Here is a 23,981-nt window from a genome sequence, read left to right on the forward strand (position 1 = left end):
TGTCGATGGCAGCGCTCTCTCAGCCCTGCCCGCTCTCCTGGCCGATCCGTTGATTGTTCTGATTTTCCGGACCGGGCAGCGACGGGGCGTCCTCCTTCAGGGCGACCCCGGTCAGTTTCAGCCGCGCCGCCTCGGTGGCGAGCCAGCACAGCTTGTCGGCGGCCGCCTGGATGGACAGGCCGTCGGAATGGATGTTGGAGATGCAGTTGCGCTCTGAATCGGCGCGGCCGGGCCTCGGGGCCCAGGTCAGGTAGGCGCCCAGCGATTCGGCGGCCGACAGGCCGGGCCGCTCACCCACCAGCAGCACCGCCAGCCGTGCCCCCATGGCCGCGGCCACCTCGTCGCCCAGCGCGACGCGGGCCTGTTCGGCCAGCACCACCGGGCCGACCCGCAGGCCCGGCAGCCGCGTCATGCAGGCATGGACCAGCGGCGCGGCATTGACCTGCACCGCCGCGGCCGACAGCCCGTCGGCGAGGACGAACAGCAGGTCCCAGTCGCCAAGCGGCAGCGCCGCGGCGCTCGCCGGGTCGAGCCGGCGGCCCAGATCCGGCCGGCGCAGATAGGTCGGCCGGTCGGGGGCGGCACTGTGGACGCGGACGGTCTCCAGCGGGGCCAGATCGGCGGCCAGCCGGGCGAAATCGACCGCGCTGTGCACGGCATCGCGGGCGCGGGCATGGGCGAGCTGGAACTCCAGCAGAGCCTTGGTCGGCAGGGCGTCGCCGCTGCGGCCCAGCGCGATGCGGGCGCGGGTGGCGGTGCGGAAGCGTGCCCACGGATCCTTCGGCTGATCCTTGGGTTGGTCCTTGGGGGTGTCGCTCATCGGCCGGCGCTCCCCAGCAGGGCGGAGACGACAAGACTCTGGTCGGGCCAGGGCGGCAGCCGGCGTTGCCCGTCGAGCCAGCCCGCCTTGTCGAGCCACGCCTCGAACTCCGGGGCCGGCGGGCGCTTCAGCAGGTGCCGCAGGCCGAGCACGTCGTGGTAGGACAGGCTCTGGTAGTTCAGCATGACGTCGTCGGCGCCGGGCACCGCGATCAGGAAATTGACGCCCGCGGTCGCCAGCATCGTCATCAGGACGTCCATGTCGTCCTGGTCGGCCTCGGCATGGTTGGTGTAGCAGGCGTCGCAGCCCATCGGCACGCCGAGCAGCTTGGCGCAGAAATGGTCCTCCAGCCCGGCACGGGTGATCTGCTTGGCGTCATAGAGATATTCGGGGCCGATGAAGCCGACCACCGTGTTGACCAGCAGCGGGTCGAAGGCGCGGGCCACCGCATAGGCGCGGGTTTCCACCGTCTGCTGGTCGACGCCGAAATGGGCGTCGGCCGACAGGGCCGAGCCCTGCCCGGTCTCGAAATACATCACGTTGTCGCCGATGGTGCCGCGTTTCAGCGACTTGGCCGCCTCCTGCGCCTCGGCCAGCAGCGACAGGGTGACGCCGAAACCGGCATTGGCCTTCTCGGTGCCGGCGATCGACTGGAAGACGAGATCGACCGGCGCCCCGCGCTCGATCGCCTGCAGGGTGGTGGTGACATGGGACAGGACGCAGGACTGGACCGGGATGTCGAAGCGGGTGCGCACCGCGTCCAGCATTTCCAACAGCGCGATGCAGGCCGGGACGTTGTCGGTCGCCGGGTTGATGCCGATCACCGCGTCGCCGATGCCGTAGAGCAGCCCGTCCAGCGTCGAGGCGGCGATGCCGGTCGGGTCGTCGGTCGGGTGGTTGGGCTGCAGCCGGCTCGACAGCCGGCCCGGCAGCCCGACCGTGGTGCGGAAGCGGGTGACGACCGAGCATTTGGCGGCGGCGCAGACCAGATCATGGTTGCGCATCAGCTTGGACACCGCCGCCGCCATCTCCGGCGTCAGGCCGGGGGCGAGCGCCGCCAGTGCCGCGCCGTCGGCCTCGTAGGACAGCAGCCAGTCGCGGAACTGCCCGACCGTCATGTGCGCCACCGGGCGGAAGGCGTCGGCGTCGTGGCTGTCGATGATGAGGCGCGTCACCTCGTCGGTCTCGTAGGGGACCAGCGCCTCGCTCAGGAACACCGTCAGCGGCAGGTCGGCCAGCACCATGCGGGCGGCGACCCGCCGCTCGTCGCTGTCGGCGGCGATGCCCGCAAGCTCGTCCCCCGACCGCCGCGGCGAGGCGCAGGCCATCAGGGTCTTCAGATCGTCGAAGCGATGGCGATGCCGCCCCAGATCGCAATGGTAACCAGCCATGCCAGCCTCCCGCCCGTCTCATCCTCGAAGGGCAGAGTGGCACGGTCCCGGCGGCGGGCAGTTGACCGTAGAGCACAAAATTCGGAAGCGCCGCCTCCCTCACGCCGGAAAGGAATAGCCGTTTTGCGCGCGTTCCGGCGCAAGCGTGACCTGCGGCGGAGCAACCGGGTAGCCGCGCGAACCGGAAGCCCGGCCGTGGCGTTCCTCCCGCATCGCAGCGCGCCGCCCGAAGGCAGTCTTGCCCCAACCGGGACGCCGCGCGCCACGCAAGAAGGAGATCGTCATGCTGACGCTGTTGCGCACCGCCGTCCTGGTCCTGCCGCTGGTCGCCGTCGCCGCCTGCAACAATGAAGGCCCGGCCGAGCGGGCCGGCGAGTCCATCGACAAGGCCGGCCAGAGCGTCAAGGACGCCATCGACCCGCCGGGTCCGGCGGAAAAGGCCGGCCGCGCCATCGACCGCACGGTCGACTGACCGGCCTGTCCGGTTGGCGTGAACTGTTGGGTGGCAGTCGGCGGGGTAGCCGGCGGGTGCTGTCAGCGGGCGACGAGATCCCGGGCCGTCCGTCCGTCCGGCATCACGCCGGACACTTCCAGCAGCAGTTTGCTGAGAATGGCGTCGGCGAAGGCGTCGAAATTGCGCGCCGGAACCAGGAAGGCGCCGGGGCCGCCGATGACATGGTCGCGGTAATAGCCTTCCAGGTCGTTCGGCGCCGCCCCGCCCCAGGGGTTGGGCCGGTCGTTCAGGATCGGCAGGCCGTTGATGGTGATGCCGCGGGCGACCGCGGCGTCGCGCGCCTCCTCCACCGGGCGGCCGCGGTTGTTCTCGCCGTCGCCCGACAGGTCGATGACCCGCCGCGTGCCCTCGAAGCCGTTGGTATCGAACAGCGGGACGGCGCGGTCGATGGCGGCGCTGATCGAGGTCCATTGCTCGGTCATCATCGGCGCCTCGGCCACGACGGCGGCGAAGCGTTCGATGCTGGCCGGATCGCTCAGCTCGGTCCAGGGGACGACGACATGCTGGTGCCCCTCCCCCGCCCATTCCATGTAGGTGGCGGCGACGCGGCCGAACGGCCCGCCGCGGATCGCCGCCTGCACCCTCGGATTCAGCAGGGCCTGGACATAGCCGTTGCGCTGCAGCTTCGCCTCGTCCGGGTCGACGCTGCCGGACACGTCGACGGCCAGCACCAGTTCCAGGTCGACCGGCGTCTGGGCGGCGGCCGGAACCGCGGACAACGGCGGGCATAACGCGGTGACGATCAGAAAACAGGCCAAGAGACGGTATGCACGCATCCGCATCCTCCTTCTCGCCACCGGGAGCCCGGCCCCGAACGCCGGCCGCCGAACACCGGGCGCCGAACACCGGGCGAAGGACTGAGGATTGGTGCGCCGCCATCCGCTGTCCATGCCCTGCCGGGGTATTCCGACGCCCTCATCGGGCCAAGGCGGAGTACCTCGCGGCCGAGGCGGATGCCGCAGGGGGTACGGGCGGCAGGGCAATGCGCAGGCGCCGGGCCGGTAGACGGGTGACAAAGCGTCGGTTGCCTGCATAGCATCATCCATAGGGAGTACGCCGTAAGGGTGGGGCTCCCATCCCGTTCCTTGTCCGAAGCAGCCATCGCCGTGGTCCCAGATCGTTCGGTTCCTGGTCGTCCGGTCCCCGGTCGCCCTGCGGCATCGTGGTTGTCGATATGGCGGCATCGACTGCTATGGGCCGCCTGTGCCGTCCTGGCGGGCTGCTGGCCGGTCGCCGCCTCCGCCCAGACGGCTGTCACTGACACCGCAGCCCTCCAACCCCTTCATTCCGCCGAGCTGCTGGCGCCGGAGCCGCCGAGGCAGCCGGTCCCCCTGGCCCCGATCCCGCATGGTGCCGACGCCCCGACGGCCTGTGCCGACGGCGAACCGGCCGGCCAACCCGTCCTCGACGCGCTGTTCGGCGGTGACGAGGCCTTCGCCGGCCTGGCGCGCCGGTCGCCGGCGGAGGCCTTCCGCTGCTCCGGCCTGTTTCCGGGCGAGGCGGCGTCGGCGGTGCTGCGCGATGCGGCGGTTGCCGCCCCTTTCGACGTGCTCGGGGCCGCCGACCAGCTGTCAGTCCGGTCCGGCGGCGCGGAGATCATCGCCCGGGCGCTGGACATCGGGCTGCTGATGCGCTCGCTCGACAGCGGGATGCCCTTCTACGAGACCCGGCACGAGCTGCGCAAACACCTTGCCAAGCCGGACCTGCGGATGCTGGAGCTCCAGGCGGCGAAGCTGCTGGCGGCGTCCTTCGCGCGGGATCCGGCCCTGCTGGCCCCCGGGATCGGGGCGCTGATCGACGACATGGTCGACGACCCGCCGGCCGACCGCTTCCGCATCACGCTGGCGCTGTCGTCGGAGGCTCTGATGGAACTGGTCGCGCGCATCGGGCCGCAGCTCTACACCTCGTCGCTCGACGGTCTGGTCAACATCCTCCTGATCCAGCTGAAGCAGGAGCGGCGCAGCGTCCTCGACCTTGCACGCGCACCGCGGACCCGGCGGCTGTGGGCGGAGTTCTTTGTCGCGACGGTCGGCGGCGGGCGGGCGGGCAGCCTGTTCGGCACCGACCCGGCGGCGGCGCGCGAGCTGATGCGGGAGAGCATCCAGGCCCTGATGCCGGCCGTCTTGAAGGCGCCGGGCCGTGTGCCGAACGGGGCATTGGATCCGGCGGCGATCATCGGCGCGCTTGCCGATGCCATGGACACCGGCTCCCGCCCGGTCCGTGCGGCGCTGGAGGACGAGCTGGCCGCCTGGTATCGCGGCGCCGGCGATCCATCGGTCAAGGCCATGGCCGGGCTTGCCGGCAGCCTGCATGCGATGCGCCTGTCCGGACGCCCGGCGACCGCGGCCTTCCAGGCGGAGCGCTTCGCCGAGCGTCATTCCCTGGCGGCCTTGCCGGTCCTGACCGGGCAGCGGCTGTTCCGCAACGGCCTCAACGTGCAGCGGATGACCTTCTACGACGATCCCGACGGGCGGGCGTCCTTCCGCGGCTTCCTGCGGCTGCATCGCGCGCAGGGCTGGGCGCTGCAGACCAATCCGGGCTTTGTCGTCGCCGTCAGCCCGGAACGGCGGGGACGCCGGATCGTCATCGTCGCCGACGTGCCCGGGGCGGGCGATGCCGGCCGTGCCGCCGCCTGGGCATGGCTGGCGCGCGAGGGCCTGTCGCCCTCCATCGTCATCCACCGCGGCCACAGCTATCACGAGGACGGGACGATGCCGGAGATCGTGCCCGCCACCGCCCTGGTCTTCTGGGGCTCCTGCGGCGGCCACACCCGCCTGCGCGCCACGCTGGACCGGGCGCCCGACGCGCTGGTGCTGGCGACGCAGAACATCGGGGTGTCGGCGGTGAACGAGGCGCTGCTGTCCATCATCGAGGAGCGGCTGCTGACCGACGGGACGATCGACTGGAACGCCGTGTGGACCGATGCCCGCAGCCGGATCCGCGACCGCCGCTTCGCCGCCTACAGGCGGCCGGACCAGGATTCGGCCAATCTCGCCCTGCGGGCATGGCGGGCGCTGCAGGCGTCCGAGTAAGCACCCGGGAGAGCATGGCTGCACTTCGCCGGGGCCGCTTGCGGCGGCGTGCGGCGCATGATGCTGTGGTGCGACCGACCGACGCACATCTCCCTTATCCATCCGGGGCCCGACGACCATGACGTGGCAGACGCTCGCCTTCTTCTTCGCCACCGCCTTCGTGATCTCGATGACGCCGGGGCCGAACATGCTGCTGGCGATGAGCCTGGGCCTGCGGTTCGGCGCGCGCCGCGCCGCCTGGGGCGGGGCCGGCATGTGCGCGGCGCTGGCGGTGATGGCGGCGCTGTCGGCCTTCGGGCTGGGCGCCCTGCTCTCCACCTCGGTCCTGGCCTTCGAGATCGTGCGCTGGGCCGGCGTGGCCTATCTGACCTGGCTCGGCATCGCCGCCTGGCGGGCGCCGGTGGAACCGGCCGGGGAGCGTGACACCGCCGCAGCGGCGTCTGGCGAGGGGTCCGCCTTGCGGCTGTTCCTGCGCGGCGCGCTGGTGGCCTTCAGCAATCCCAAGGCGCTGGTCTTCATGGGCGCCCTGTTCCCGCAATTCATCGATGCTGCGGCACCGCTGGCGCCGCAGCTGGTGGCGCTGGTCGCGACCATGGTGGTGATCGAGTTCGGCTGGATCATGGCCTACGCCACCGGCGGCGACCGGCTGGCGGCGAAGCTGACCACGGTGTCGGCGGCGAGGTCGCTGAACCGCCTGACCGGCGGGCTGATGATCGGTGCCGGCGGCCTGCTGGCGCTGGCGCGGCGGGTGTGAGCCCCCGCCTTCGGGCCTTCCGCATCGCTGAAAAAGAAAAGGGCCGCGCAATGCGCGGCCCTATAGTTTAGGGAGGAAACGCCCCGAGAATGGGCAAGGGCAGGATATGCTGCGCCGCACACCAACTGGTATTACCAATGCTGAATGGTAGCCATGCGCCAGCGGAATGGCCCCATGCAGCAATATGCATTGTCAGCAATATGCACCGGCAGCCGGTTACAAAAATTTCATAGAATCGCCGCGCCCCGGTCATCGCCGGTCCTATTAATGCTTCGGTTCGCCAGGTCCGCCTGAAGGCGCAACCCGCCGGGGGTGCGCCATGGGCGGGGGTGGCGATGCGAAACATCCGGCCGAGGAACGGTACGATGGCGATCCCAGTCCTGCGCAGCCTGACGCTGAAGCAGGCGATTCACGCGGTCCTCGCCGCCTTTGTCATCGGGTTCGCCATCACCGCGGTGGAGTTCGCCTGGACCGCCTCGCGCGAACGGGCGACGGCGCTGGCGCGGCTGGAGGATGCCGTCGCCCTGGTGGAGGGGCCGGCGGCCGGCGCCGCCTGGCAGATCGACGGAGTGCTGGCCGGGCAGGTGCTGGACGGCATGATCCGCACCGACGCCGCCTGGGCCGAGATCCGCCTGATCGACGGCACGCTGCTTGCCCGCCGCGAACGGGCCTCTCCGCCGGCCACCCCGCTGGAACGCGCGGCGACGGCGCTGCTGTTCCGCGATCCGCCGGTGGTGGTCCATGACCTCTTCCCCCCGTCCGCCGGCCACCCTGCCGGAGACCGCAGCCCACCGGACGGTGCCGCCGGCAGGGTCGGGCGCCTGATCGTCGGCATCGACACCGGCCGGGCGGCTTCCGGCTTCCTCGCCTATGCATCGGCGGCGCTGGTGGCGGGAACGCTGCGCAACCTGCTGGTCGGGCTGGCGATGGCCGCGGTCTTCCACCGGCTGCTGACCCGTCCGCTGCTGCAGATCGGGCGCGCGGTGGCCCGCATCGACCCGGAAAAGCCCTATGGCCAGCCGTTGGCCGTGCCGCGCGGCCATGCCGACGACGAGCTGGGATTCGTCATCGCCCGCTTCAACCACACCCTGGGCCTGCTGGAGCGCGAGCATGACGAGCTGCGCCGGCTGGCGACCCGCTGTCCGCTGACCGGGCTGGCGAACCGGGCGCTGCTGCTCGACCGGCTCGACCACGCCATCGAGCTGGCGGAGCGCGCCAGGGCGGCCGGAGCTGGCCGGCTGGCCGTGCTGTATGTCGATCTCGACCGCTTCAAGCGGGTCAACGACAGCCTTGGACACGGGGTGGGCGACGCGCTGCTCTGCCGGGTGGCGGAGCGGCTGAACGCCAGCGTCCGGCGCTGCGATACCGTCGGCCGGCTCGGCGGCGACGAGTTCCTGGTGGTGCTGGAGCGTGTCGCCGACGGCGAAGAGGCGGCGATGGTGGCGCAGAGGCTGCTGGACACCCTGTCGATGGTGACGGAGGTGGCGGAGCACCGCGTCCATATCACCGCCAGCGTCGGCGTCGCCCTCCACCAGGCGCAAGCAGGCCAGGCACAAGGAGGCCAGACCGACAGTGCCGGGTTGATGCGGATGGCCGACTCCGCCATGCAGGCCGCCAAGAATGCGGGCGGCAACCGGTTCGTCTTCTACACCCGCGACATGACCGACCGGGCGGAGGCGCGGCTGCGGCTGGAGTCCGGCCTGCGCGAGGCGGTGGCGGCGCGGTCCTTCGAGCTGGTCTACCAGCCGAAGGTCGAGGCGTCGGGCGGCCGGCTGACCGGGTTCGAGGCGCTGATCCGCTGGCGCCACGAGGGGGTTCCGATCTCCCCCGGCGACTTCATCCCGGTGGCCGAGGACACCGGCCTGATCATCGAGATCGGCCGCTGGGTGCTGGAGGAGGCCTGCCGCACGGCGACGCGCTGGGCGCTCGACCATGGTCCGGTGCCGGTGGCGGTCAACGTCTCCGCCCGCCAGCTTGCCGACCCCGGCTTCGCCCGGCAGGTCGAACAGGTGCTGCAACGCCACGGCACCCCGCCCGACCTGCTGGAGCTGGAGATCACCGAGACCGTCATCATGAAGGATGTGCGCCACCACCTGCCGACGCTGAACCGCCTGCGGGCGCTGGGCGTGCGCATCGCCATCGACGATTTCGGCACCGGCTATTCCTCGCTGGCCTATCTGCGGCAATTGCCGGTCGATGTGCTGAAGATCGACCGCAGCTTCGTCAACGATCTGCCGCACGCCCCCGACATCGCCTCGACCGTCATCGCGCTGGCTCAGCGGCTGCTGCTGTCCACCGTGGCGGAGGGGGTGGAGACCGCCGAGCAGCGCCACTGGCTGGCCGAGGCCGGCTGCGACTGCCTGCAGGGCTACCTGATCTCCCGCCCGCTGTCGGCCGACGCGGCGGAGGCGATGATCATGACGGCCTTCGCCTGCGACGAGGCGCTGCCGCTGTCGGCGTGAGGGGGGCCGGCATGGGAGGCGGAAGGGAACTGGGAACGTCAGGCCGGGCGGCGCTTGCCCGCGATGACCAGGGCGATACCGCCCAGCACGGCGGCCGAGGCGATGGCGAGCGGCGGCGTGATCCGTTCGCCCAGCGCCAGCACCGCGGCGATGGCGGTGATGACCGGGACGCTCAACTGGACGGAGGCGGCGCGGGCGGCGGTCAGGGCGGGCAGAGCGGCGTACCAGATCGCATAGCCGACGCCCGACGCAAGCGCTCCCGACAGCAAGCCATAGACCAGCCCTCCGGTATCCCAACGCGCGCCGCCTCCCGACACGGCGCCGATGGCGGACGACAGCAGCGCCACGGCCGCAGCCATCGGCGCGGCGCGCAGGAAGTTGCCGGCGGTGGTGGCGATGGGATCACGGCTGCTGCGGCCCAGCAGCGAATAGACGCCCCAGGCGACGCCGGCCGCCAGCATCAGCAGCGCCCCCAGCGGGTCGGGCGGCGACAGGCCGGGCGCCAGCAGCAGCCCCAGCCCGCCAAGCGCCAGTCCCAGCCCGCCCCATTGCAGCGGCGACAGCCGTTCGCCGCGGTACAGCCCGGCCACAATCATGGTGGCCTGCACCGCGCCGAACAGCAGCAACGCCCCGGTGCCCGCCGTCATGCTCAGGTAGGCGAAGGAGAAGGCGGCGGCATAGGCCAGCAGCGCCACCGCCCCGATCCAGCTTCCGCCGCCCCAGCGTCCCCTGCCCCGCTTCCCCTCACCGGTCGGCCCATGCCCGGTGGCGCGGGCGATCAGCCACAGGCTGGCCGCGCCGGAGGCGATGCGCACCAGCGTGAAGCTGGCCGGGTCGATGGCGGTCTGGGTCAGGGCCAGCCGGCACAGGATGGAGTTGGCGGCGAAGGCCAGCATCGCCAGCAGGGTCAGCAGAGCCGCCCGTCCCGTCCCGAACGCCGCCGGGGCCAAACTGTCGGGCGTCGCCATGATCGTTTCCCTGTCGAACAGTTCCGATAGCTAGCCGCAGGGGCGCGGCGCTGTCAAACACGCACCCACGCCGGCACCGTGCGACTTTGGTCGAAGAAGTCGGCTCAAAGGAGATGAGGTGGAGATCAGGAGGCCGGGCCGGACAGTGCGAACATCAGCAGGTAGGTGCGCTGGAGCGAGCTGAAATTATTGTCGGAGATCAGATAGACCAGCGTCTCGCCCGCCGGTCCCGGGCGGGCGGCGACGCCTTCGAAATTGTCGTTCAGCAGCGGCGCTTCCAGACGGCCCAGTTCCTCCCCTTCGACGATGCCGCCGGCCCGCAGCTGTTGCGGCGACACCCGGACGAGACGGGACGACCAGCCGCCCAGCAGCGACACATAGCGCTCCAGCACCAGAACGCCGCCATCCGGCAGCGGTGCGGCCGAGGTCGGGCGGTAGCGGGGCGCGGCACGGTAGGTGAAGGGCTGCCAGTCTGCGGCGCTACGCGGCAGGCCTCCCTCGGAAAGTCCCGGCTGCGTGATCCAGGCGCGGCGGTCCGGCCGGCCGTCGTCGCCGCCCTCCTCCATGGTCAGCAGCCGGCCGTCCGAAAGTCGGGTCAGCGCCTCCAGCCCGCCATTGTCCGGCGCCCCCTCCGCCACGCCGGGCGGCAGCGGGATCGGCGTCGGCGTGCCCTGCGGCCCATGGTCGCCGGCGGGATAGCGCAGGATGCGGTGGTCGCGCTCCAGCGACACCAGCCAGCCGCCGTCCGGCAGGCGGGTCAGATCCTCCGCGTCGGTGCGGCGCTTGCGGCGGGAGATGCCCTCCTCCACCGGCAGGGGACGGACGCGAAGCTCCGCCATTCCGGTGAGCCGTCCATCGGGATCGCCGGCGATCCGGCCATCCGCCACCAGCCCGGTATCGCCGACCGCGACGAAACGCCCGCCGTCCGGGGAGACCCACAGACCGGACAATCCGCCGACCCGGTCGCCCCCGGCGATGTCGAGCGCACCGAGGAAGCGCAGAGGGCCGAGAGCCACCCTTGCCGGCCGGTCGCTGTCCAGCGGCACCGCGGATGCCGTGACAAATTCGGGACCAGGGGCGCCGTCCGCGAGGGTGCCCCCGGTCCCGACCACAGCGGCACAGCCGCCGGAGAGGGCGACCAGCATCGAAATCCAGGCAAGCGTCTTTCGCATCGTCATCCGCCCACTCTTGCCAGTGCAACCGAGACGCACAACCTTATCTTTCGGCGGACGTCGACCGGAAGCGCGGAAAGCGGAGCGCCGGTCGTCCGGGCGTAGGCTTGGCCGGGCGTAGGCTTGGCCGTTCCGGCCCCCCTCACATACCGGCTAGGCGCGGCGGGTTACTCCCACAGAACCGGTGGGGCCGCCCGGACAAGCGCTTAGATTGGCAAGTGTTTTCGACCATGCTTCTTCCGCGACGACCGAGCAGAGTCCGTTCCCATGCCGATGCTTCCGCGGTCCCAGCCCGCCTATTCTCCTCCGGACCAGTCGGGCGACGCAGTCGCGTCCGGCACGTCCCCTGCCGACCGGCTGACGGCACGCATCCAGGAGCTGGAAGCCGAGCTGCGGGAACTCCAGCATCGCGCCAAGAACAGTCTGCAACTGGTGATCAGCCTGCTGAAACTGCAGGCCGGCCGCATCCGCGACCCCGACGCCCGCGCAGCATACGAACAGACCATGGTCCGCATCGAGGCGCTGGCGATCCTCTATCGGCAACTGCACGAAAGCGGCGCCGGCACCCATGTCGACCTCGGCCGCTATGTCGGCGCCCTGTGCGAGGCGGTGCGCGAAGGCACGCCGGGGGCGCTTTCGCGCGTGCCGGTGACGGTCACCTCCGATGCGATCCAGATCGGCCTGTACGAGGCGATGCCGCTCGGCCTGATCATCGCGGAGCTGGTGACGAGCTGCCTGCACCATGCCTTTCCCGACGACGGCTGGATCCGCATCACCGTGCGCCAGCAGGGCGACAGCGGCCGGGCCCGCCTGACGGTGGAGGACAACGGCCGCGCCCTGCCCGCCGGCTTCGACACCACGGCCGAGGACGGACTGATGCTGGCCGAAGCGCTGGCCGGCCAGCTCGGCGACACGCTGTCCACCGACAGCGATGCCGCCGGCACCACCGCCAGCGTCAGCTTTCCGGTCTGACCGCTTTCAGCCGCCCGCCAGATGGTTGCCCAGCAGGGCCAGCACCAGCGCGACCGACAGGCAGACGGCCAGGATGGCGGCGGCTTCGCCCAAGAGCGCGCCTGCGCTGGGGACGGTGCCGGCCGCCGTCTCCGCAAGATGCGTTTCCGTCGCCACCCGCCTGCGCGCCAGCGTTCGGGCCGATTTTCCCAGCATGGACGCCTCGCAGCCAAATGCCGGCCGGTGGCCGGCGGTCCCATGAGGAAAAGGCCGTTCGGCGTATAAAATCGATGCGGCGCGGATGCCTGCGGAATATAGGCGCGTTATATGCCGGCCGGCCGCTCCCCGTCCCGATGATGCCCGTCCTGATGATCGGCACCGTCATGGTGGTCATGCGGGTGCTCCGGCTCGGGCGCCGGCGCCAGCGTGCCGGCGAACCAGCCGCGGATCGCCCGGACCGGGTCGGTTTCCAGCGTCGTCACCGGTTCGATGCCGCGGCGCCTCATATGGGCGACGAACCCCGCCCCCGACGAGCCGGTGACGACGACCCGCACCGCGTCGATCGGGTGGGGGCGGCCGTCGCCGCAGAGATGCAGCACCTCCTCCTCCCCCAGTTCGATCCGGACGGTCTCGACCGGGTCGAATCCTGCCTCCGCCTCATAGACCAGGAAGCGGCGGGTGCGGCCGCCATGGGTGGCGATGGTCTGGAAATCCTTGGTCCCGACGGCGATTCTCATGATGAGCGGATCCCTCGCGATGGTGCCCGGCGACCCGCCTTTCCTGCCACGCCCCCGACGCCGGCGCACTGAGGGAGGTCAATCCGCCCCCACCTGCCGCCCGCCTCCCTCCGCGGGCGCCGGGCGATATCCGACCCTCAAGCTTGACTTTCAGCACCGAATTTGTACTATATGCCTGCCTGCTCCGCCGGAGAGGCCTGGGTTCGCCGCCTGGGGACCCTGCAGCGTCATATCGCTTTGCAAGAGGATGTGACATGAGTTCCGCCATTGCCCTTCGTTCGACCGATTCCGGCGAATCGCTGTCCCGCTACATCAACGACACGCACCGCTACCCGGTCCTGGCGCCCGAGGATGAGTATATGCTCGCCAAGGCCTGGAGCGAGCATGGCGACGTCGATGCGGCGCACAAGCTGGTCACCAGCCATCTCCGTCTCGTCGTCAAGATCGCCGGCGGCTATCGCGGCTACGGCCTGCCGCTGTCCGACCTGATCGCCGAGGGCAATCTCGGCCTGATGACCGCCGTCAAGAAATTCGAACCGGAACGCGGCTTCCGCCTGTCCACCTACGCGATGTGGTGGATCAAGGCGTCGATCCAGGACTACATCCTGCGGTCGTGGAGCCTCGTGAAGATCGGCACCACCGCCGCGCAGAAGAAGCTGTTCTTCAGCCTGGGCCGCCTGAAGCGGAAGCTGGGCGAGTATGGCAGCGGCGACCTGCAGCCCGACAGCGTCACCAGCATCGCCACCGACCTGTCGGTGCCGGAAGACGACGTGGTCGCGATGAACCGCCGCCTGTCGGCGCCGATGGCATCGCTGAACGCGCCGATGAGCGCGGACGGCGATTCGGCCGAATGGCAGGATCTGCTGACGGACGAACGGCCGTCGGTCGAGGAGACGCTGGTCGAGCGCGGCGAGGCCCGCCAGCGCAGCGCCCTGCTGCACGAGGCGATGGGCGTGCTGAACGACCGCGAGCGCGACATCCTGACCTGCCGCCGCCTGTCGGACAGCCCGCTAACCCTGGAGGACCTGTCGGTCCGCTATGGCGTCAGCCGCGAGCGCATCCGCCAGATCGAGGAGCGCGCCTTCGAGAAGGTCGCCCGCCAGACCCGCGTCCTGGCTGCCGCGGCGGCCTGACCGTCGAAGCTTCCGGCACTTCCAGCGAGCCCCCCTATCGGAAACCGCGCCAGGAATCCCGGACCGCTCCGTGTAACCCCTCCATAAACGCCGGCGGCCCCGCTCTCTTCGCCGGCATTCGTGGAGGCGGACATGTCGAAGGTGCGTGCGGGCACCGGTCTTCCGATGGTGAATATCGAGGTCATCAAGGATGCCTTGACCCTCTATGAGGGCAACCGGATCAGCCGCTGGCAGGTCATCAACCGGCTCGTCCATCTCGGCCTGTCGGCCGATGACGCCAACATCATCGCCGACCGCGGCACGATCCCGCCCCATATCCTGGGCGGACACCACGGCACCTTGCGGAAATGACCGCGCCGGGCATGAAGACGGCCACAGGGACGGCCATGGAGACGTCGGCCACGCAGGCCACGTTCGCCACGGCCCTCGGCCTGCACCGCGCGGGCCGCTGGGTGCAGGCGGTGGCGGTCTACGACAGGCTGCTGGACGGTCCGCTGGCCGCAAGCGCCTATGCCAACCGCGGGGCGGCGCTGCGCCGGCTCGGCCGACCCGGCGAGGCGGTCGCCTCCTGCATCGAGGCGGTCGCCCGCCGGCCCGATCTGGCCGAGGCCTATGCCAACATCGGCGCGATCCTTCAGGAAAGCGACCATCCGCTGGCCGCGCTCGACGCCTGCCGCAAGGCCGTCGCGCTGGCGCCCGGCCTCCATGCCCCCTATCTGGCGATGGCGCATGCCCGGCAGGACCGCGGCGACCATGGCGAGGCCCTGGCCCTGCTGCGGCGGGCGGCCGACCTCGCTCCGGCTCTGGCGAGCGTGCGCTACAATCTGGCCGAGGCGCTGCTGCTGCATGGCGATTTCGAGGCTGGCTGGCGTGCCTACGAAGCGCGCTGGCAGGCCGGTGAACTGGCGCTGAAGCGCCCCTCCCCCGCCGGTCCGGACTGGACCGGCGAGGATCTCACCGGCAAGATCCTGCTGGTCCATGAGGAGCAGGGCTTCGGCGACAGCCTGCAGTTCATCCGCCTGATCCCGCTGGTGAAGGCGCGCGGCGCACGGGTGATCGTTCAGTGCCGGCAGCCGCTGGTCCGGCTGCTGTCGGGCGTCGAGGGCGTCGATGCGGTGGTCACGGACCTCTCCGGCCGCGACAGCTATGATTTCTGCGTTCCGCTGATGTCGCTGATGCGGCTGCTGGGGGTGACGGTCGACCGCATCCCGGCCGCCGTGCCCTATCTGGCCCCTCCGGCCGACGCGGCCGGGCGCTGGGCCGCAGTACTCCGCGGCTGCGGTGGCCTGCGGGTCGGGCTGGTGTGGGCCGGCGACCCGCGGCTCGGCCACGCCGCCGCCACCCGCACCGATGCGCGCCGCAGCCTGCGGCTTGCCCAACTCACCCCGCTGCTGACGGTGGAGGGGGTGTCGTGGGTCAGCCTCCAGAAGGGGCCGGTTGCCGTCCAGGCGAAGGAGGAACTGCCGGCCGGCACGGCGATCCTCGACCCGATGGGCGGGGTCACGGATTTCGCCGACACCGCCGCCATCGTCCGGCAACTCGATCTCGTGATCGGGGTGGACACCTCGGTCGTGCATCTCGCCGGGGCGCTGGGCGTGCCGGTGTGGGTGCTGTCGCGGTTCAGCGGCTGCTGGCGCTGGCTGCTCGACCGCGACGACAGCCCCTGGTACCCGACGCTGCGCCTGTTCCGCCAGCAGCGGCCGGGCGACTGGGCGCCGGTGGTGGAGCGGGTGCGCGAAGAGCTGTTGCGCAAGGTCGCCGCCCATCGCCATGATCGCGCTGCGGACTGACGACGGGAGCCCGATGCCGACCATCCTCCTCACCGGTTTCGAGCCCTTCGGCGGCGAAACCGTCAACCCGTCCTGGGAGGCGGTGCGGCGGCTCGACGGCTGGGAATGCCGCGGCCACCGCGTCGCCGCGCGGCTGATGCCCTGCGTCTTCGGCGCGGCGCTCGACACGCTGGAGCGGGCGGTGGCGGAAACCGACCCGGTCGCCCTGCTGGCGGTCGGGCAGGCGCAGAGCCGTGCCGAGCTGTCCCTGGAGCGGGTTGCCGTGAATCTCGACGATGCCCGCATCCCCGACAATGCCGGCAACCGTCCGGTCGATGTCCCGGTGGTGGCAGGGGGGCCGACGGCCTATTTCGCCAGCCTGCCGATCAAGGCCATTGCCACAGCCCTGCGCAGCGCCGGCATCCCCGCCGGGCTGTCGCACAGCGCCGGCAGCTTCGTCTGCAACCACCTGTTCTACGGGGCCTGCCATCTGCGGGCGGTGCGGCGGCCGGATCTCCGTGTCGGCTTCCTGCATATCCCGCTGGCACCCGAACAGGCGGTGCGCCACCCGGGCGCCCCGTCGATGGCGGTCGGGCAGGTGACGGCCGGCCTGCGCATCGCGGTCGAGACCATCCTGGCGACCGGCGAGGACTGCCACGAGGCGGCCGGAACCCTCGAGTAACGCCGGGGAATATCTACCCTGCCTCGGTCAGCAGCCACTCCTTGAAGCGGCGCACGCGGCGTGCCCGCTCGGCCCCCGGCGCATGGGCGATCAGGTAGCGGCCGCGCGGGCGCAGCGTCTCGGGGAAGGGCTGGACCAGCCGGCCCGATGCGATGTCCTCCCCGACCAGGAAAACCGGCAGCAGGGCGACCCCCATGCCGGCCGACGCCGCCTCGATGATCATGAAGAAATGCTCAAAGGCCAGCGACAGCGCCGCCTCGGGCAGGGGCAGACCGAAGGCGGCGAGATAGCCGCGCCAGGACTCGGGCCGCGTGGTGTGCTGCAACAGCCGGTGCTGCCCCAGATCGGCCGGGTGGCGCAGCGGCGGCCCCTGGTCCAGCAGCGACGGCGCGCAGAAGACGCCCATGGTTTCCGGCATCAGCGTTGCCATCTCGGCCCCCGGCCAGCCCTCGACGCCGAAGCGGATGGCGACGTCGATCCGCTCCTTGGCGAAATCGACAGGGTGCTCGCCGATCACCACCTCGACCTGGATCTCGGGATTCTCCGCCTGGAAGCGCTTCAGCCGCGGGATCAGCCAGCGCTGGGCCAGGGTGGGCAGCGCGCTGACCCGCAGCACCCCGCCCTCCTGTGCGCGGGCAGCCCGCGCCGCCGCGGCGATGCGGTCGAGCGCCGCCGACGCCTCGCCGTAAAAGGCCGCCCCGGTCGGCGTCAGTTCGATCCCGCGGCCGACGCGGCGGATCAGCTCGACCCCCAGATCGGCCTGCAAGGTCTGCATCATGCGGCTGACCGCCCCTTGCGTCACCGCCAGCTCGTCGGCCGCCCTGGTGAAGCTGAGATGGCGGGCCACCGCGACGAAGCTGCGGACGGCGTTGAGCGACGGCAGGACACGGTCTGGCATGGGGCGCGCCGAATCATGAGTTGAACTCATAAATCTCTGCCGGAGAACTCGTTTGTCAAGTCCGGGCGGATCGGGTCTGCTGGGGGCACGGACGGTCCTGCCGCCAGCCACCCGCCACACGGTCCCGAAAGGCCATGCCCCCGATGACGAGTCTGACGCCCTTCCACATCGCCTTCCCGGTCGACGATCTGGCCGCCGCCCGCCATTTCTACGGCACCGTCCTCGGCTGCCCGGAAGGGCGCAGCAGCGACGAGTGGATCGATTTCGACCTGTTCGGCCATCAGATCGTCGCCCATCTGAAGCCGCGCGATCCCGCTGCCGGCCCGGCCCACCGCAACCCGGTGGACGGCCACGACGTGCCGGTCCCGCATTTCGGCGTCGTGCTTCAGCCGGCCGACTGGGACGCGCTGGCTGAGAAGCTGAAGGCCGCCGGCATCAGGTTCGTGATCGAGCCCTACACCCGCTTCAAGGGCCAGGTCGGCGAGCAGTCGACCATGTTCTTCCTCGACCCGGCCGGCAACGCGCTGGAGTTCAAGGCTTTCGCCGACATGTCGCAGCTGTTCGCGAAGTAGGCGGTCAGGCGGGGAAGACGCGCGGGGGTGCCGGCCGTTCTTACGGACAGGCCCCCCGGCACACCGCCGCGATGGTCTCGCGCAGCCAGCGATGGGCCGGGTCCGCCTGCAGGCGCGGATGCCAGATGGCGGATATGGCGAATTCCGGCGTCCGGACCGGCAGGTCGAAGCCGGCCAGCCCCAGCCCGGCCGCATGGTCGGCCACCACACCGTTGCCGAGGCACGAGCGTGGCACCGCCGCGACCAGATCCGAGCCGCGCGCGACGCACATCGCATCGGCATACCCCGGAACGACCAGGGACACGGTGCGGCTCAGGCCCAGATCGGCCAGGGCGTCGTCGACCGGTCCATGGAAATTGCCCCGGCGCGACGCCACGACATGGGCGCAGGCGGCATAGCGTTCCGGCGTGACCGCGCCGGTCTCGAACAGCGGATGCCCGGTCCGGGCGACTCCCACCAGCCTGTCCCGGAACAGCAGCTGGGTCAACAGTTCCGGCGCCGAGGTTCCGAGCACGCCGACCTCCAGATCGATCCGCCCGTCGCGGAGCGGCTCGGCGTCCTTGTCCGGCTTCGGCACGAACCGGAGGCGGACATGCGGAGCGGTTCCGGCGATGGCGGCCAGCAGGGGAACCGCGAGCAGCTCGACGAATCTCCCGCCGGCACGAATGGTGAAGGTGCGATGAAGCGACGCGAGGTCCAAGCGGTTTGCCGCCGGCCGCAGGACTTCCTGCGTGTCGCGGCTGAGCGCATGGACGCGCCCGCTCAACTCCTCGGCATAGGGCGTGGGGACCAGGGCGCGGCCGGCCTGGACCAGCAATGGGTCGCCCGTCACCCGGCGCAGCCGTGCCAGCGTCCGGCTCATCGCGGAGGGGCTTACGCCAAGCCGGCGGGCAGCCCCCGTCACGCTGCGCTCGGTGAGCAGCGCGTCCAGCGACAGGAGAAGGTTCAGGTCGACGCCGTGCATCGCCACAGATTAGCCCGGCGGCCCGCCGATGCCCAGCGCCGGACGCAATCGATCATTTCATCCTGTGCGTCTGGTGCACAGGAGCCCGGTCGGTCATATCGGGAGCGGATGTCCTCAACGAAAGCTCCGATCCCATGCCGATCCCTCCCCCGCCCCCTTCCTCCACCGATCATCCCCGCCGCACCCTCCTGCTCATCGGCGCGTCACGTGGTCTCGGCCATGCCATGGCGGCCGAATTCCTGAAGAAGGACTGGAACGTCGTCGGCACGGTGCGCGGCACCGCGCGGACGCTGCTGCATGATCTGGCGGACGAGCATGCCGGCAGGGTCGAGATCGAGACCCTGGACATCTGCGTCCCCGATCAACTGGCCGCGCTGCGCGACCGCCTGTCCGGCAGACTCTTCGACATGCTGTTCGTCAATGCCGGAACAGCCAACCGCGATCCGGCCCAGACGATCGGCGAGGTCTCGACCGAGGATTTCGTCCAGCTGATGATCACCAATGCCCTGAGCCCGATGCGTGTCATCGAAAGCCTGGAGGGCACTGTCTCCGCCACCGGCCTGATCGGGGTGATGTCGTCCGGGCAGGGCAGCATCGCCAACAACCTGTCCGGCCAACGGGAGCTCTATCGCGGCAGCAAGGCGGCGCTGAACATGTTCATGCGCAGCTTCGCGGCCCGTCAGGCCGGGACCCGCCGGGCGATGGCGGTGATGGCTCCGGGCTGGGTCAGGACAGCGCTCGGCGGCGCCGATGCGCCGCTCGCCATCGAAGACAGCATCCCCAGCCTGGTGGCCGTCCTGCTCGCCAAGCAGGACAGGCCGGGGCTGGACTATCTCGACTATCTGGGCCGCACCGTCCCCTGGTGAGGGGGGGCCGATCCTTAGCCGCAACCCGCCATCATCAGCCCGAGCGTCTTCTCGTCGGCCCGGTCCGGCAGCAGCTCGCCGACGATATGGCCGTCGAACATCACGACGATGCGGTCGGACAGGGCGCGGATCTCGTCCAGCTCCACCGACACCAGCAGGATCGCCTTGCCCTGGTCGCGCAGAGCCACGAGGCGGCGGTGGATGAACTCGATGGCGCCGATGTCGACGCCGCGGGTGGGCTGGCCGACCAGCAGAAGATCGGGATTGCGCTCGATCTCGCGTGCAAGCACGATCTTCTGCTGGTTGCCGCCGGAGAAGTTGGCCGCCGCCAGCGTGCCGTCCCTGGGCCGCGTGTCGTAATCCTCCATCTGCCGGGCGCAGGCGGCTGCGATGGCGTCCCGGTCGAGCAGCATGCGCCCGTTCCAGGCCGGATCGTCCTGGAATCCCAGGATCGCGCAGTCCTCCGCCGAGAAGCTGGTGACGAGGCCGACCTTCTGCCGGTCTTCCGGCACATGCCCCACCCCCAGCCGGCGCAGCGCCCGGGCGTTGAAGCGGTCGGGATGGCCGGCGAGATTCTCTCCCCGCAGCCGGACCGAGCCGCCGGCGATGGGGCGCATGCCGGCCAACGCCTCCAGCAGCTCCGACTGGCCGTTGCCCGACACGCCGGCGATGCCGACGATCTCGCCGGCCCGCACCGACAGGTCCACCCCCTTCACCCGCTCCACGCCGGACGGGTCGCGGACCCGGAGTCCTTCGACCCGCAGCACCTCCGCCCCCAGCCGGGCCGGCGTCTTGTCGACGCGCAGCAGCACCTTGCGGCCGACCATCAGCTCGGCCAGCCGCTCCCGGCTGGTGTCGCGGGTGGCGACGTCGGCCACCACCTGCCCGCGCCGCATCACCGTGACGTTGTCGGTCAGCTCCATGATCTCGCGAAGCTTGTGGGTGATGATGACGACGGTCTTGCCCTGCTGGCGCAGCGCCCGCAGGATGCGGAACAGATGGTCGGCCTCCTGCGGGGTCAGCACCCCGGTCGGCTCGTCCAGGATCAGGATGTCGGCGCCGCGGTAGAGCGCCTTCAGGATCTCCACCCGCTGCTGTGCCCCGACCGGCAGCTCGCCGACCGGCCGGTCGAGATCGACCTCCAGCCCATAGTCGCGGGCCAGCCGGGTCAGTTCGGCACGCGCCCGGGCCATCCCGGCCGACAGGGTGACGCCGCCCTCCGCTCCCAGCAGCACGTTCTCCAGCACGCTGAAGGGATCGACCAGCATGAAGTGCTGGTGGACCATGCCGATGCCGGCGGCCAGCGCGTCGCGCGGCGTCCGGATGGCGGCAGGATTGCCGTTCACCCGGATCTCGCCGCCGTCGGCACGCAGATAGCCGTAGACGATGCTCATGATCGTCGATTTGCCGGCGCCGTTCTCGCCGATCACCCCATGGATCGTCCCGGCGGGCACCGACAGCGACACGTCGCGGTTCGCATGGTTGGCGCCGAACCATTTGTTGATCGCCACCGTTTCCAGGGCGATTCCGGAACGGGCGGCCGGCGCGTTTGCCTGCGTCATGGAAGGATCCGCTTACGGCTGGTACGGCTTGACCGCCAGCGAGCCCGCGATGATCTGCTTCCTGGCCTCTTCCAGCTTCGCCTCCATCTCCGGCGTGACCAGCTTGCGGTTGTTCTCGTCGAGCGCGTAGCCGACGCCGTCCTCCTTCAGCCCGACGACGCGGTGGCCGGCCTGCCAGCTGCCGTCCTTCGCCGTCCTCATGCAGTCGTAGACGACGACGTCGACCCGCTTGACCATCGAGGTCAGCACCTTGCCGGGATGGACGTGGTTCTGGTTGCTGTCGACGCCGATGGCCAGCTTGCCGGCATCGGCCGCGGCCTGCAGCACGCCGAGCCCGGTGGCGCCGGCCGCGGCGAAGACCACGTCGGCACCGCGCGCGAACTGGCTCTTGGCCAGCTCGGCACCGCGGCCGGGATCGTTCCAGGCGGCGGGCGTGGTGCCGGTCATGTTGACGAACAGCTCGTCGCTCGCCGAAACATGCTTCACGCCCTGCTCGTAGCCGGTCAGGAAGTTGCGGATCAGCGGGATGTCCATGCCGCCGATGAAGCCGACCTTGCCGCTCTTCGCCGCCAGTGCCGCCGCCATGCCGACCAGGAAGGAGCCCTCCTCCTCCTTGAAGGTCACGGACTGGACGTTGGGGGCGTCCAGCTTGTCGTCGATCAGGCAGAATTTGGTCTTGGGCGAGTCCTTCGCCACCTTCTCCACCGCGGCGGTCTGCGAGAAGCCGACGGCGACGATCACCGAGGCGCCGCGCCGCACCAGCGTGCGCATGGCCTGTTCGCGCTGGCCCTCGTTGGTGATCTCGAACTCGCGGTAGGCGACTCCGGTCTCCTTCTTGAACCGCTCGGCCCCGTTGTAGGCCGCTTCGTTGAAGGATTTGTCGAACTTGCCGCCCTGGTCGAACACCACGGCCGGCGAGAACTCCTCCGCCCGCGCCTGGGTGCAGAACGCCGTCATCGCCAGCATGGCGGCAAGAATACGCGTCTTCATGTCCCACCCACTCCGGAAAGCCGAAACTTGACCCAAAGGATAACCGCGCCATCATCCGGCACAACAGGGAAAGCGGGCGAAGCGGCGCAGCAAATCGGGGCTCCCCCGGTTGACGACGGGGGCGGGGGCGTTTATCACCCCCGCCGATAGTCTTCGCGTCCAACCGGTCGCGGCGGCCACGCCTGATCGGCCACAGGATCGGCCACACAAAAACGGGGGCGACGCTCGGTGGACGAAGTCTGGGTGCTCTTGCAGGGAATCGTTCTGGGATTCGCCATCGCCGCACCCGTTGGGCCGATCGGTCTGTTGTGCATCCGCCGTACCTTGCAGCACGGCCCGTTGATGGGCTTCTTCACCGGATTCGGCGCCGCCGTGGCCGATACCTTCTACGGGGCCATCGCCGCCTTCGGCGTGTCGGCAGCGCTCAGCTTCCTGCGCGGGCATGAGATCACCTTCCAGCTGGTCGGCGGCATCTTCCTGCTGGTGGTGGCGGTCCGCACCTTCCGCCAGCAGCCCGACGCGGAGGAGCGCGAGGCAGCATCCGCCCCCGACAGCAAATCCTGGTTCACCGGCTTCATGACCGGGCTGTCGCTGACCCTGACCAACCCGGCGACCATCATGGCCTTCATCGCCATCTTCGCCGGATTCGGGTTGGGAGGCACGCTGGACCGGCTGGAGGCGTCGACCCTGGTGCTGGGCGTCTTCATCGGCTCGTCGCTGTGGTGGATGACGCTGTCGATGGGGGTGGCGGCGGTGCGCCACCGCATCTCCGACCGCGGGCTGAGCCTGCTGAACCATTGTACCGGGGTGGCGCTGGGCGCCTTCGGCCTGTGGGCGTTGGGCATGGCCGCCACCGGCATCGCCGCGATGGCGGGAAGCTGAATCCGCTCGGCAAAACCGGTCAACAGCCTGCGGACGGTGTGGCGGTGGGCGCATCCGGCGTCGCGCTTCCCTTGCGCAGCAGGTGCAGGTGCCCGGCCAGCCGCCACAGATAGAGGCCCACCAGGACCACCAGCAGCCCGACCGTGACGTAGCCGACCAGCCGGTGGGCGAAGGGCCAGGTCGACAGCATGTAGCCGGTCCAGGCCAGCAGCAGCGTCCACAGCACCGATCCGACGCCCGACGCCAGCATGTAGCTGAGGATCGGCATCCTGCACGCCCCGGCCGGGATCGAGATCAGGGTGCGCACCCCCGGCACCGGCTGCGACAGCAGCACGGCGATACCGCCGCGTTTGCCGAACCAGTCCGTGCTCTGCCGGACCTTCTTCGGGTTGATGGTCAGCCAGGGGCCGTATGTCTTCAGGATGGCTTCCAGCCGCTCGCGGCTCATCAGCCGGCTGGGCAGGAACCACACCATCTGCCCGGCGAGCGAGCCGAGGCCGCCGGCGATGGCGACCCCGGCCAGGGTGAATTCACCCGTCGCCGCGCCGATCCCGGCCAGCGGGATCACCGATTCGGCCGGCAACGGCGGAAAGACCCGCGCCAGCGCCACCAGCAGGAAGATTCCGACATAATGGAGGTTGTGCATCACCTCCACCAGCCAGTCCGTCAATCCACCATCCATTCCGATCCGCTCCCCACCGGTCACACCGACCCGATCAGGGAAAACGGCATGCGAGGGCGGGCGGTTCCCGCAGGGCTACGGTCCCGGAGGGCGGGGGCACGGGGCGTTGGATTGAACGTGCCCGCACATCCCCGACGTCCCCGCCTTCCGGGTGGGTTGGCCGGCCATCCCTGGCACCGG

Annotated in this window: 25 protein-coding genes; 12 read left to right on the forward strand and 13 right to left on the reverse strand. The window is 70.5% G+C overall.

The window, feature by feature from the left end:
* Positions 1–19 precede the first annotated feature (19 nt).
* From eutC to AL072_RS25145, 3 genes are all read right to left on the reverse strand, one after another.
* Positions 20–820: an ethanolamine ammonia-lyase subunit EutC gene (gene eutC, locus AL072_RS25135; RefSeq protein WP_045583903.1), complete on the reverse strand. Its 801-nt coding sequence runs from the start codon at positions 818–820 to the stop codon at positions 20–22.
* Positions 817–2,211 (reverse strand): ethanolamine ammonia-lyase subunit EutB, encoded by a 1,395-nt coding sequence (locus AL072_RS25140; protein WP_045583902.1) that lies wholly within the window; start codon positions 2,209–2,211, stop codon positions 817–819. The genes eutC and AL072_RS25140 overlap by 4 nt, the downstream gene beginning before the upstream one ends.
* Before the next feature lie 99 nt (positions 2,212–2,310).
* Positions 2,311–2,496 carry a hypothetical protein gene (locus AL072_RS25145; protein WP_052710198.1) on the reverse strand — a complete coding sequence of 62 codons (186 nt, stop codon included), beginning with the start codon at positions 2,494–2,496 and terminating at the stop codon, positions 2,311–2,313.
* Here AL072_RS25145 and AL072_RS25150 point away from each other — a divergent pair.
* Positions 2,495–2,683 carry a hypothetical protein gene (locus AL072_RS25150; RefSeq protein WP_052710197.1) on the forward strand — a complete coding sequence of 63 codons (189 nt, stop codon included), beginning with the start codon at positions 2,495–2,497 and terminating at the stop codon, positions 2,681–2,683. The genes AL072_RS25145 and AL072_RS25150 overlap by 2 nt on opposite strands.
* 62 nt (positions 2,684–2,745) lie before the next feature.
* On the opposite strand, the gene AL072_RS25155 is transcribed toward AL072_RS25150, so the two are convergent.
* Entirely contained in the window at positions 2,746–3,501 is a 756-nt protein-coding gene (locus AL072_RS25155; protein ID WP_045583900.1) for a DUF1194 domain-containing protein, read from the reverse strand.
* 390 nt (positions 3,502–3,891) lie between these two features.
* Between AL072_RS25155 and AL072_RS25160 the strand changes: the two genes are divergently transcribed.
* The 3 genes from AL072_RS25160 (at position 3,892) to AL072_RS25170 (ending at position 8,973) form a co-directional block, all read left to right on the forward strand.
* Positions 3,892–5,757, forward strand: coding sequence for a hypothetical protein (locus AL072_RS25160; protein ID WP_245636974.1), 1,866 nt, complete (start codon positions 3,892–3,894; stop codon positions 5,755–5,757).
* Between the two features lie 118 nt (positions 5,758–5,875).
* Positions 5,876–6,511 (forward strand): LysE family translocator, encoded by a 636-nt coding sequence (locus AL072_RS25165; RefSeq protein ID WP_045583899.1) that lies wholly within the window; start codon positions 5,876–5,878, stop codon positions 6,509–6,511.
* A gap of 365 nt (positions 6,512–6,876) precedes the next feature.
* The gene (locus AL072_RS25170) at positions 6,877–8,973 is read left to right on the forward strand and encodes a putative bifunctional diguanylate cyclase/phosphodiesterase (protein ID WP_045583898.1); all 2,097 of its coding nucleotides are present in this window, start codon (positions 6,877–6,879) and stop codon (positions 8,971–8,973) included.
* Between the two features lie 38 nt (positions 8,974–9,011).
* On the opposite strand, the gene AL072_RS25175 is transcribed toward AL072_RS25170, so the two are convergent.
* Positions 9,012–9,941, reverse strand: a complete 930-nt coding sequence (locus tag AL072_RS25175) for a DMT family transporter (protein ID WP_045583897.1) — start codon at positions 9,939–9,941, stop codon at positions 9,012–9,014.
* A gap of 125 nt (positions 9,942–10,066) precedes the next feature.
* Positions 10,067–11,119, reverse strand: coding sequence for an esterase-like activity of phytase family protein (locus tag AL072_RS25180; protein ID WP_045583896.1), 1,053 nt, complete (start codon positions 11,117–11,119; stop codon positions 10,067–10,069).
* 261 nt (positions 11,120–11,380) lie between these two features.
* Here AL072_RS25180 and AL072_RS25185 point away from each other — a divergent pair, with 261 nt between their 5' ends.
* Positions 11,381–12,085, forward strand: a complete 705-nt coding sequence (locus tag AL072_RS25185) for a sensor histidine kinase (protein WP_045583895.1) — start codon at positions 11,381–11,383, stop codon at positions 12,083–12,085.
* A gap of 6 nt (positions 12,086–12,091) precedes the next feature.
* Here the strand turns inward: AL072_RS25185 and AL072_RS25190 are convergent, their stop codons facing one another.
* Positions 12,092–12,280, reverse strand: a complete 189-nt coding sequence (locus AL072_RS25190) for a hypothetical protein (protein WP_060721746.1) — start codon at positions 12,278–12,280, stop codon at positions 12,092–12,094.
* A 107-nt stretch (positions 12,281–12,387) separates the two neighbouring features.
* Positions 12,388–12,801, reverse strand: coding sequence for a NifB/NifX family molybdenum-iron cluster-binding protein (locus AL072_RS25195; protein WP_045583894.1), 414 nt, complete (start codon positions 12,799–12,801; stop codon positions 12,388–12,390).
* A gap of 254 nt (positions 12,802–13,055) precedes the next feature.
* On the opposite strand from AL072_RS25195, the gene rpoH reads away from it, so the two are divergent.
* The 4 genes from rpoH to pcp all read left to right on the forward strand — a co-directional run bounded on the left by rpoH (position 13,056) and on the right by pcp (position 16,385).
* A complete protein-coding gene (gene rpoH, locus AL072_RS25200) occupies positions 13,056–13,934 on the forward strand; it encodes an RNA polymerase sigma factor RpoH (RefSeq protein WP_045583893.1) in 879 nt (292 codons plus the stop codon).
* Between the two features lie 132 nt (positions 13,935–14,066).
* Positions 14,067–14,285: a hypothetical protein gene (locus tag AL072_RS25205; RefSeq protein WP_045583892.1), complete on the forward strand. Its 219-nt coding sequence runs from the start codon at positions 14,067–14,069 to the stop codon at positions 14,283–14,285.
* A gap of 11 nt (positions 14,286–14,296) precedes the next feature.
* Positions 14,297–15,724 (forward strand): tetratricopeptide repeat-containing glycosyltransferase family protein, encoded by a 1,428-nt coding sequence (locus AL072_RS25210; protein WP_052710196.1) that lies wholly within the window; start codon positions 14,297–14,299, stop codon positions 15,722–15,724.
* Positions 15,725–15,737: 13 nt separating this feature from the next.
* Positions 15,738–16,385: a pyroglutamyl-peptidase I gene (gene pcp / locus AL072_RS25215; protein WP_045584038.1), complete on the forward strand. Its 648-nt coding sequence runs from the start codon at positions 15,738–15,740 to the stop codon at positions 16,383–16,385.
* Between the two features lie 13 nt (positions 16,386–16,398).
* Here pcp and AL072_RS25220 read toward each other — a convergent pair whose 3' ends face one another.
* On the reverse strand, positions 16,399–17,283 hold the full coding sequence (locus AL072_RS25220; protein WP_045583891.1) for a LysR substrate-binding domain-containing protein: 885 nt from the start codon (positions 17,281–17,283) through the stop codon (positions 16,399–16,401).
* 143 nt (positions 17,284–17,426) lie between these two features.
* Between AL072_RS25220 and AL072_RS25225 the strand changes: the two genes are divergently transcribed.
* Positions 17,427–17,855 carry a VOC family protein gene (locus AL072_RS25225; RefSeq protein ID WP_045583890.1) on the forward strand — a complete coding sequence of 143 codons (429 nt, stop codon included), beginning with the start codon at positions 17,427–17,429 and terminating at the stop codon, positions 17,853–17,855.
* 40 nt (positions 17,856–17,895) lie between these two features.
* On the opposite strand, the gene AL072_RS25230 is transcribed toward AL072_RS25225, so the two are convergent.
* Positions 17,896–18,819: a LysR family transcriptional regulator gene (locus AL072_RS25230; protein ID WP_045583889.1), complete on the reverse strand. Its 924-nt coding sequence runs from the start codon at positions 18,817–18,819 to the stop codon at positions 17,896–17,898.
* Positions 18,820–18,953: 134 nt separating this feature from the next.
* On the opposite strand from AL072_RS25230, the gene AL072_RS25235 reads away from it, so the two are divergent.
* Positions 18,954–19,685, forward strand: a complete 732-nt coding sequence (locus AL072_RS25235; protein WP_045583888.1) for an SDR family NAD(P)-dependent oxidoreductase — start codon at positions 18,954–18,956, stop codon at positions 19,683–19,685.
* Positions 19,686–19,699: 14 nt separating this feature from the next.
* Here AL072_RS25235 and AL072_RS34530 read toward each other — a convergent pair whose 3' ends face one another.
* Both AL072_RS34530 and AL072_RS34535 read right to left on the reverse strand, forming a co-directional pair.
* A complete protein-coding gene (locus AL072_RS34530; protein ID WP_045583887.1) occupies positions 19,700–21,247 on the reverse strand; it encodes an ABC transporter ATP-binding protein in 1,548 nt (515 codons plus the stop codon).
* 12 nt (positions 21,248–21,259) lie between these two features.
* Positions 21,260–22,237 (reverse strand): BMP family lipoprotein, encoded by a 978-nt coding sequence (locus AL072_RS34535; protein ID WP_045583886.1) that lies wholly within the window; start codon positions 22,235–22,237, stop codon positions 21,260–21,262.
* Between the two features lie 243 nt (positions 22,238–22,480).
* Here AL072_RS34535 and AL072_RS25250 point away from each other — a divergent pair, with 243 nt between their 5' ends.
* The gene (locus AL072_RS25250; RefSeq protein WP_245636975.1) at positions 22,481–23,119 is read left to right on the forward strand and encodes a LysE family translocator; all 639 of its coding nucleotides are present in this window, start codon (positions 22,481–22,483) and stop codon (positions 23,117–23,119) included.
* A 19-nt stretch (positions 23,120–23,138) separates the two neighbouring features.
* On the opposite strand, the gene AL072_RS25255 is transcribed toward AL072_RS25250, so the two are convergent.
* Positions 23,139–23,801, reverse strand: coding sequence for a DedA family protein (locus AL072_RS25255; protein WP_045583884.1), 663 nt, complete (start codon positions 23,799–23,801; stop codon positions 23,139–23,141).
* Between the last annotated feature and the right edge of the window lie 180 nt (positions 23,802–23,981).

The organism is Azospirillum thiophilum (assembly GCF_001305595.1).
Classification (GTDB): domain Bacteria; phylum Pseudomonadota; class Alphaproteobacteria; order Azospirillales; family Azospirillaceae; genus Azospirillum; species Azospirillum thiophilum.

Coding starts and splice junctions, on each gene's coding strand:
- AL072_RS25195 (WP_045583894.1), bottom strand. CDS start 12,801: ATGAGAATCGCCGTCGGGACCAAGGATTTCCAGACCATCGCCACCCAT.
- AL072_RS25165 (WP_045583899.1), top strand. CDS start 5,876: ATGACGTGGCAGACGCTCGCCTTCTTCTTCGCCACCGCCTTCGTGATC.
- AL072_RS25140 (WP_045583902.1), bottom strand. CDS start 2,211: ATGGCTGGTTACCATTGCGATCTGGGGCGGCATCGCCATCGCTTCGAC.
- AL072_RS25225 (WP_045583890.1), top strand. CDS start 17,427: ATGACGAGTCTGACGCCCTTCCACATCGCCTTCCCGGTCGACGATCTG.
- rpoH (WP_045583893.1), top strand. CDS start 13,056: ATGAGTTCCGCCATTGCCCTTCGTTCGACCGATTCCGGCGAATCGCTG.
- AL072_RS25170 (WP_045583898.1), top strand. CDS start 6,877: ATGGCGATCCCAGTCCTGCGCAGCCTGACGCTGAAGCAGGCGATTCAC.
- AL072_RS25255 (WP_045583884.1), bottom strand. CDS start 23,801: ATGGATGGTGGATTGACGGACTGGCTGGTGGAGGTGATGCACAACCTC.
- AL072_RS34530 (WP_045583887.1), bottom strand. CDS start 21,247: ATGACGCAGGCAAACGCGCCGGCCGCCCGTTCCGGAATCGCCCTGGAA.
- AL072_RS25190 (WP_060721746.1), bottom strand. CDS start 12,280: ATGCTGGGAAAATCGGCCCGAACGCTGGCGCGCAGGCGGGTGGCGACG.
- pcp (WP_045584038.1), top strand. CDS start 15,738: ATGCCGACCATCCTCCTCACCGGTTTCGAGCCCTTCGGCGGCGAAACC.
- AL072_RS25155 (WP_045583900.1), bottom strand. CDS start 3,501: ATGCGTGCATACCGTCTCTTGGCCTGTTTTCTGATCGTCACCGCGTTA.
- AL072_RS25210 (WP_052710196.1), top strand. CDS start 14,297: ATGAAGACGGCCACAGGGACGGCCATGGAGACGTCGGCCACGCAGGCC.
- eutC (WP_045583903.1), bottom strand. CDS start 820: ATGAGCGACACCCCCAAGGACCAACCCAAGGATCAGCCGAAGGATCCG.
- AL072_RS25145 (WP_052710198.1), bottom strand. CDS start 2,496: ATGACGATCTCCTTCTTGCGTGGCGCGCGGCGTCCCGGTTGGGGCAAG.
- AL072_RS25175 (WP_045583897.1), bottom strand. CDS start 9,941: ATGGCGACGCCCGACAGTTTGGCCCCGGCGGCGTTCGGGACGGGACGG.
- AL072_RS25180 (WP_045583896.1), bottom strand. CDS start 11,119: ATGACGATGCGAAAGACGCTTGCCTGGATTTCGATGCTGGTCGCCCTC.
- AL072_RS25235 (WP_045583888.1), top strand. CDS start 18,954: ATGCCGATCCCTCCCCCGCCCCCTTCCTCCACCGATCATCCCCGCCGC.
- AL072_RS25220 (WP_045583891.1), bottom strand. CDS start 17,283: ATGCCAGACCGTGTCCTGCCGTCGCTCAACGCCGTCCGCAGCTTCGTC.
- AL072_RS25205 (WP_045583892.1), top strand. CDS start 14,067: ATGTCGAAGGTGCGTGCGGGCACCGGTCTTCCGATGGTGAATATCGAG.
- AL072_RS25185 (WP_045583895.1), top strand. CDS start 11,381: ATGCCGATGCTTCCGCGGTCCCAGCCCGCCTATTCTCCTCCGGACCAG.
- AL072_RS34535 (WP_045583886.1), bottom strand. CDS start 22,237: ATGAAGACGCGTATTCTTGCCGCCATGCTGGCGATGACGGCGTTCTGC.
- AL072_RS25150 (WP_052710197.1), top strand. CDS start 2,495: ATGCTGACGCTGTTGCGCACCGCCGTCCTGGTCCTGCCGCTGGTCGCC.
- AL072_RS25230 (WP_045583889.1), bottom strand. CDS start 18,819: ATGCACGGCGTCGACCTGAACCTTCTCCTGTCGCTGGACGCGCTGCTC.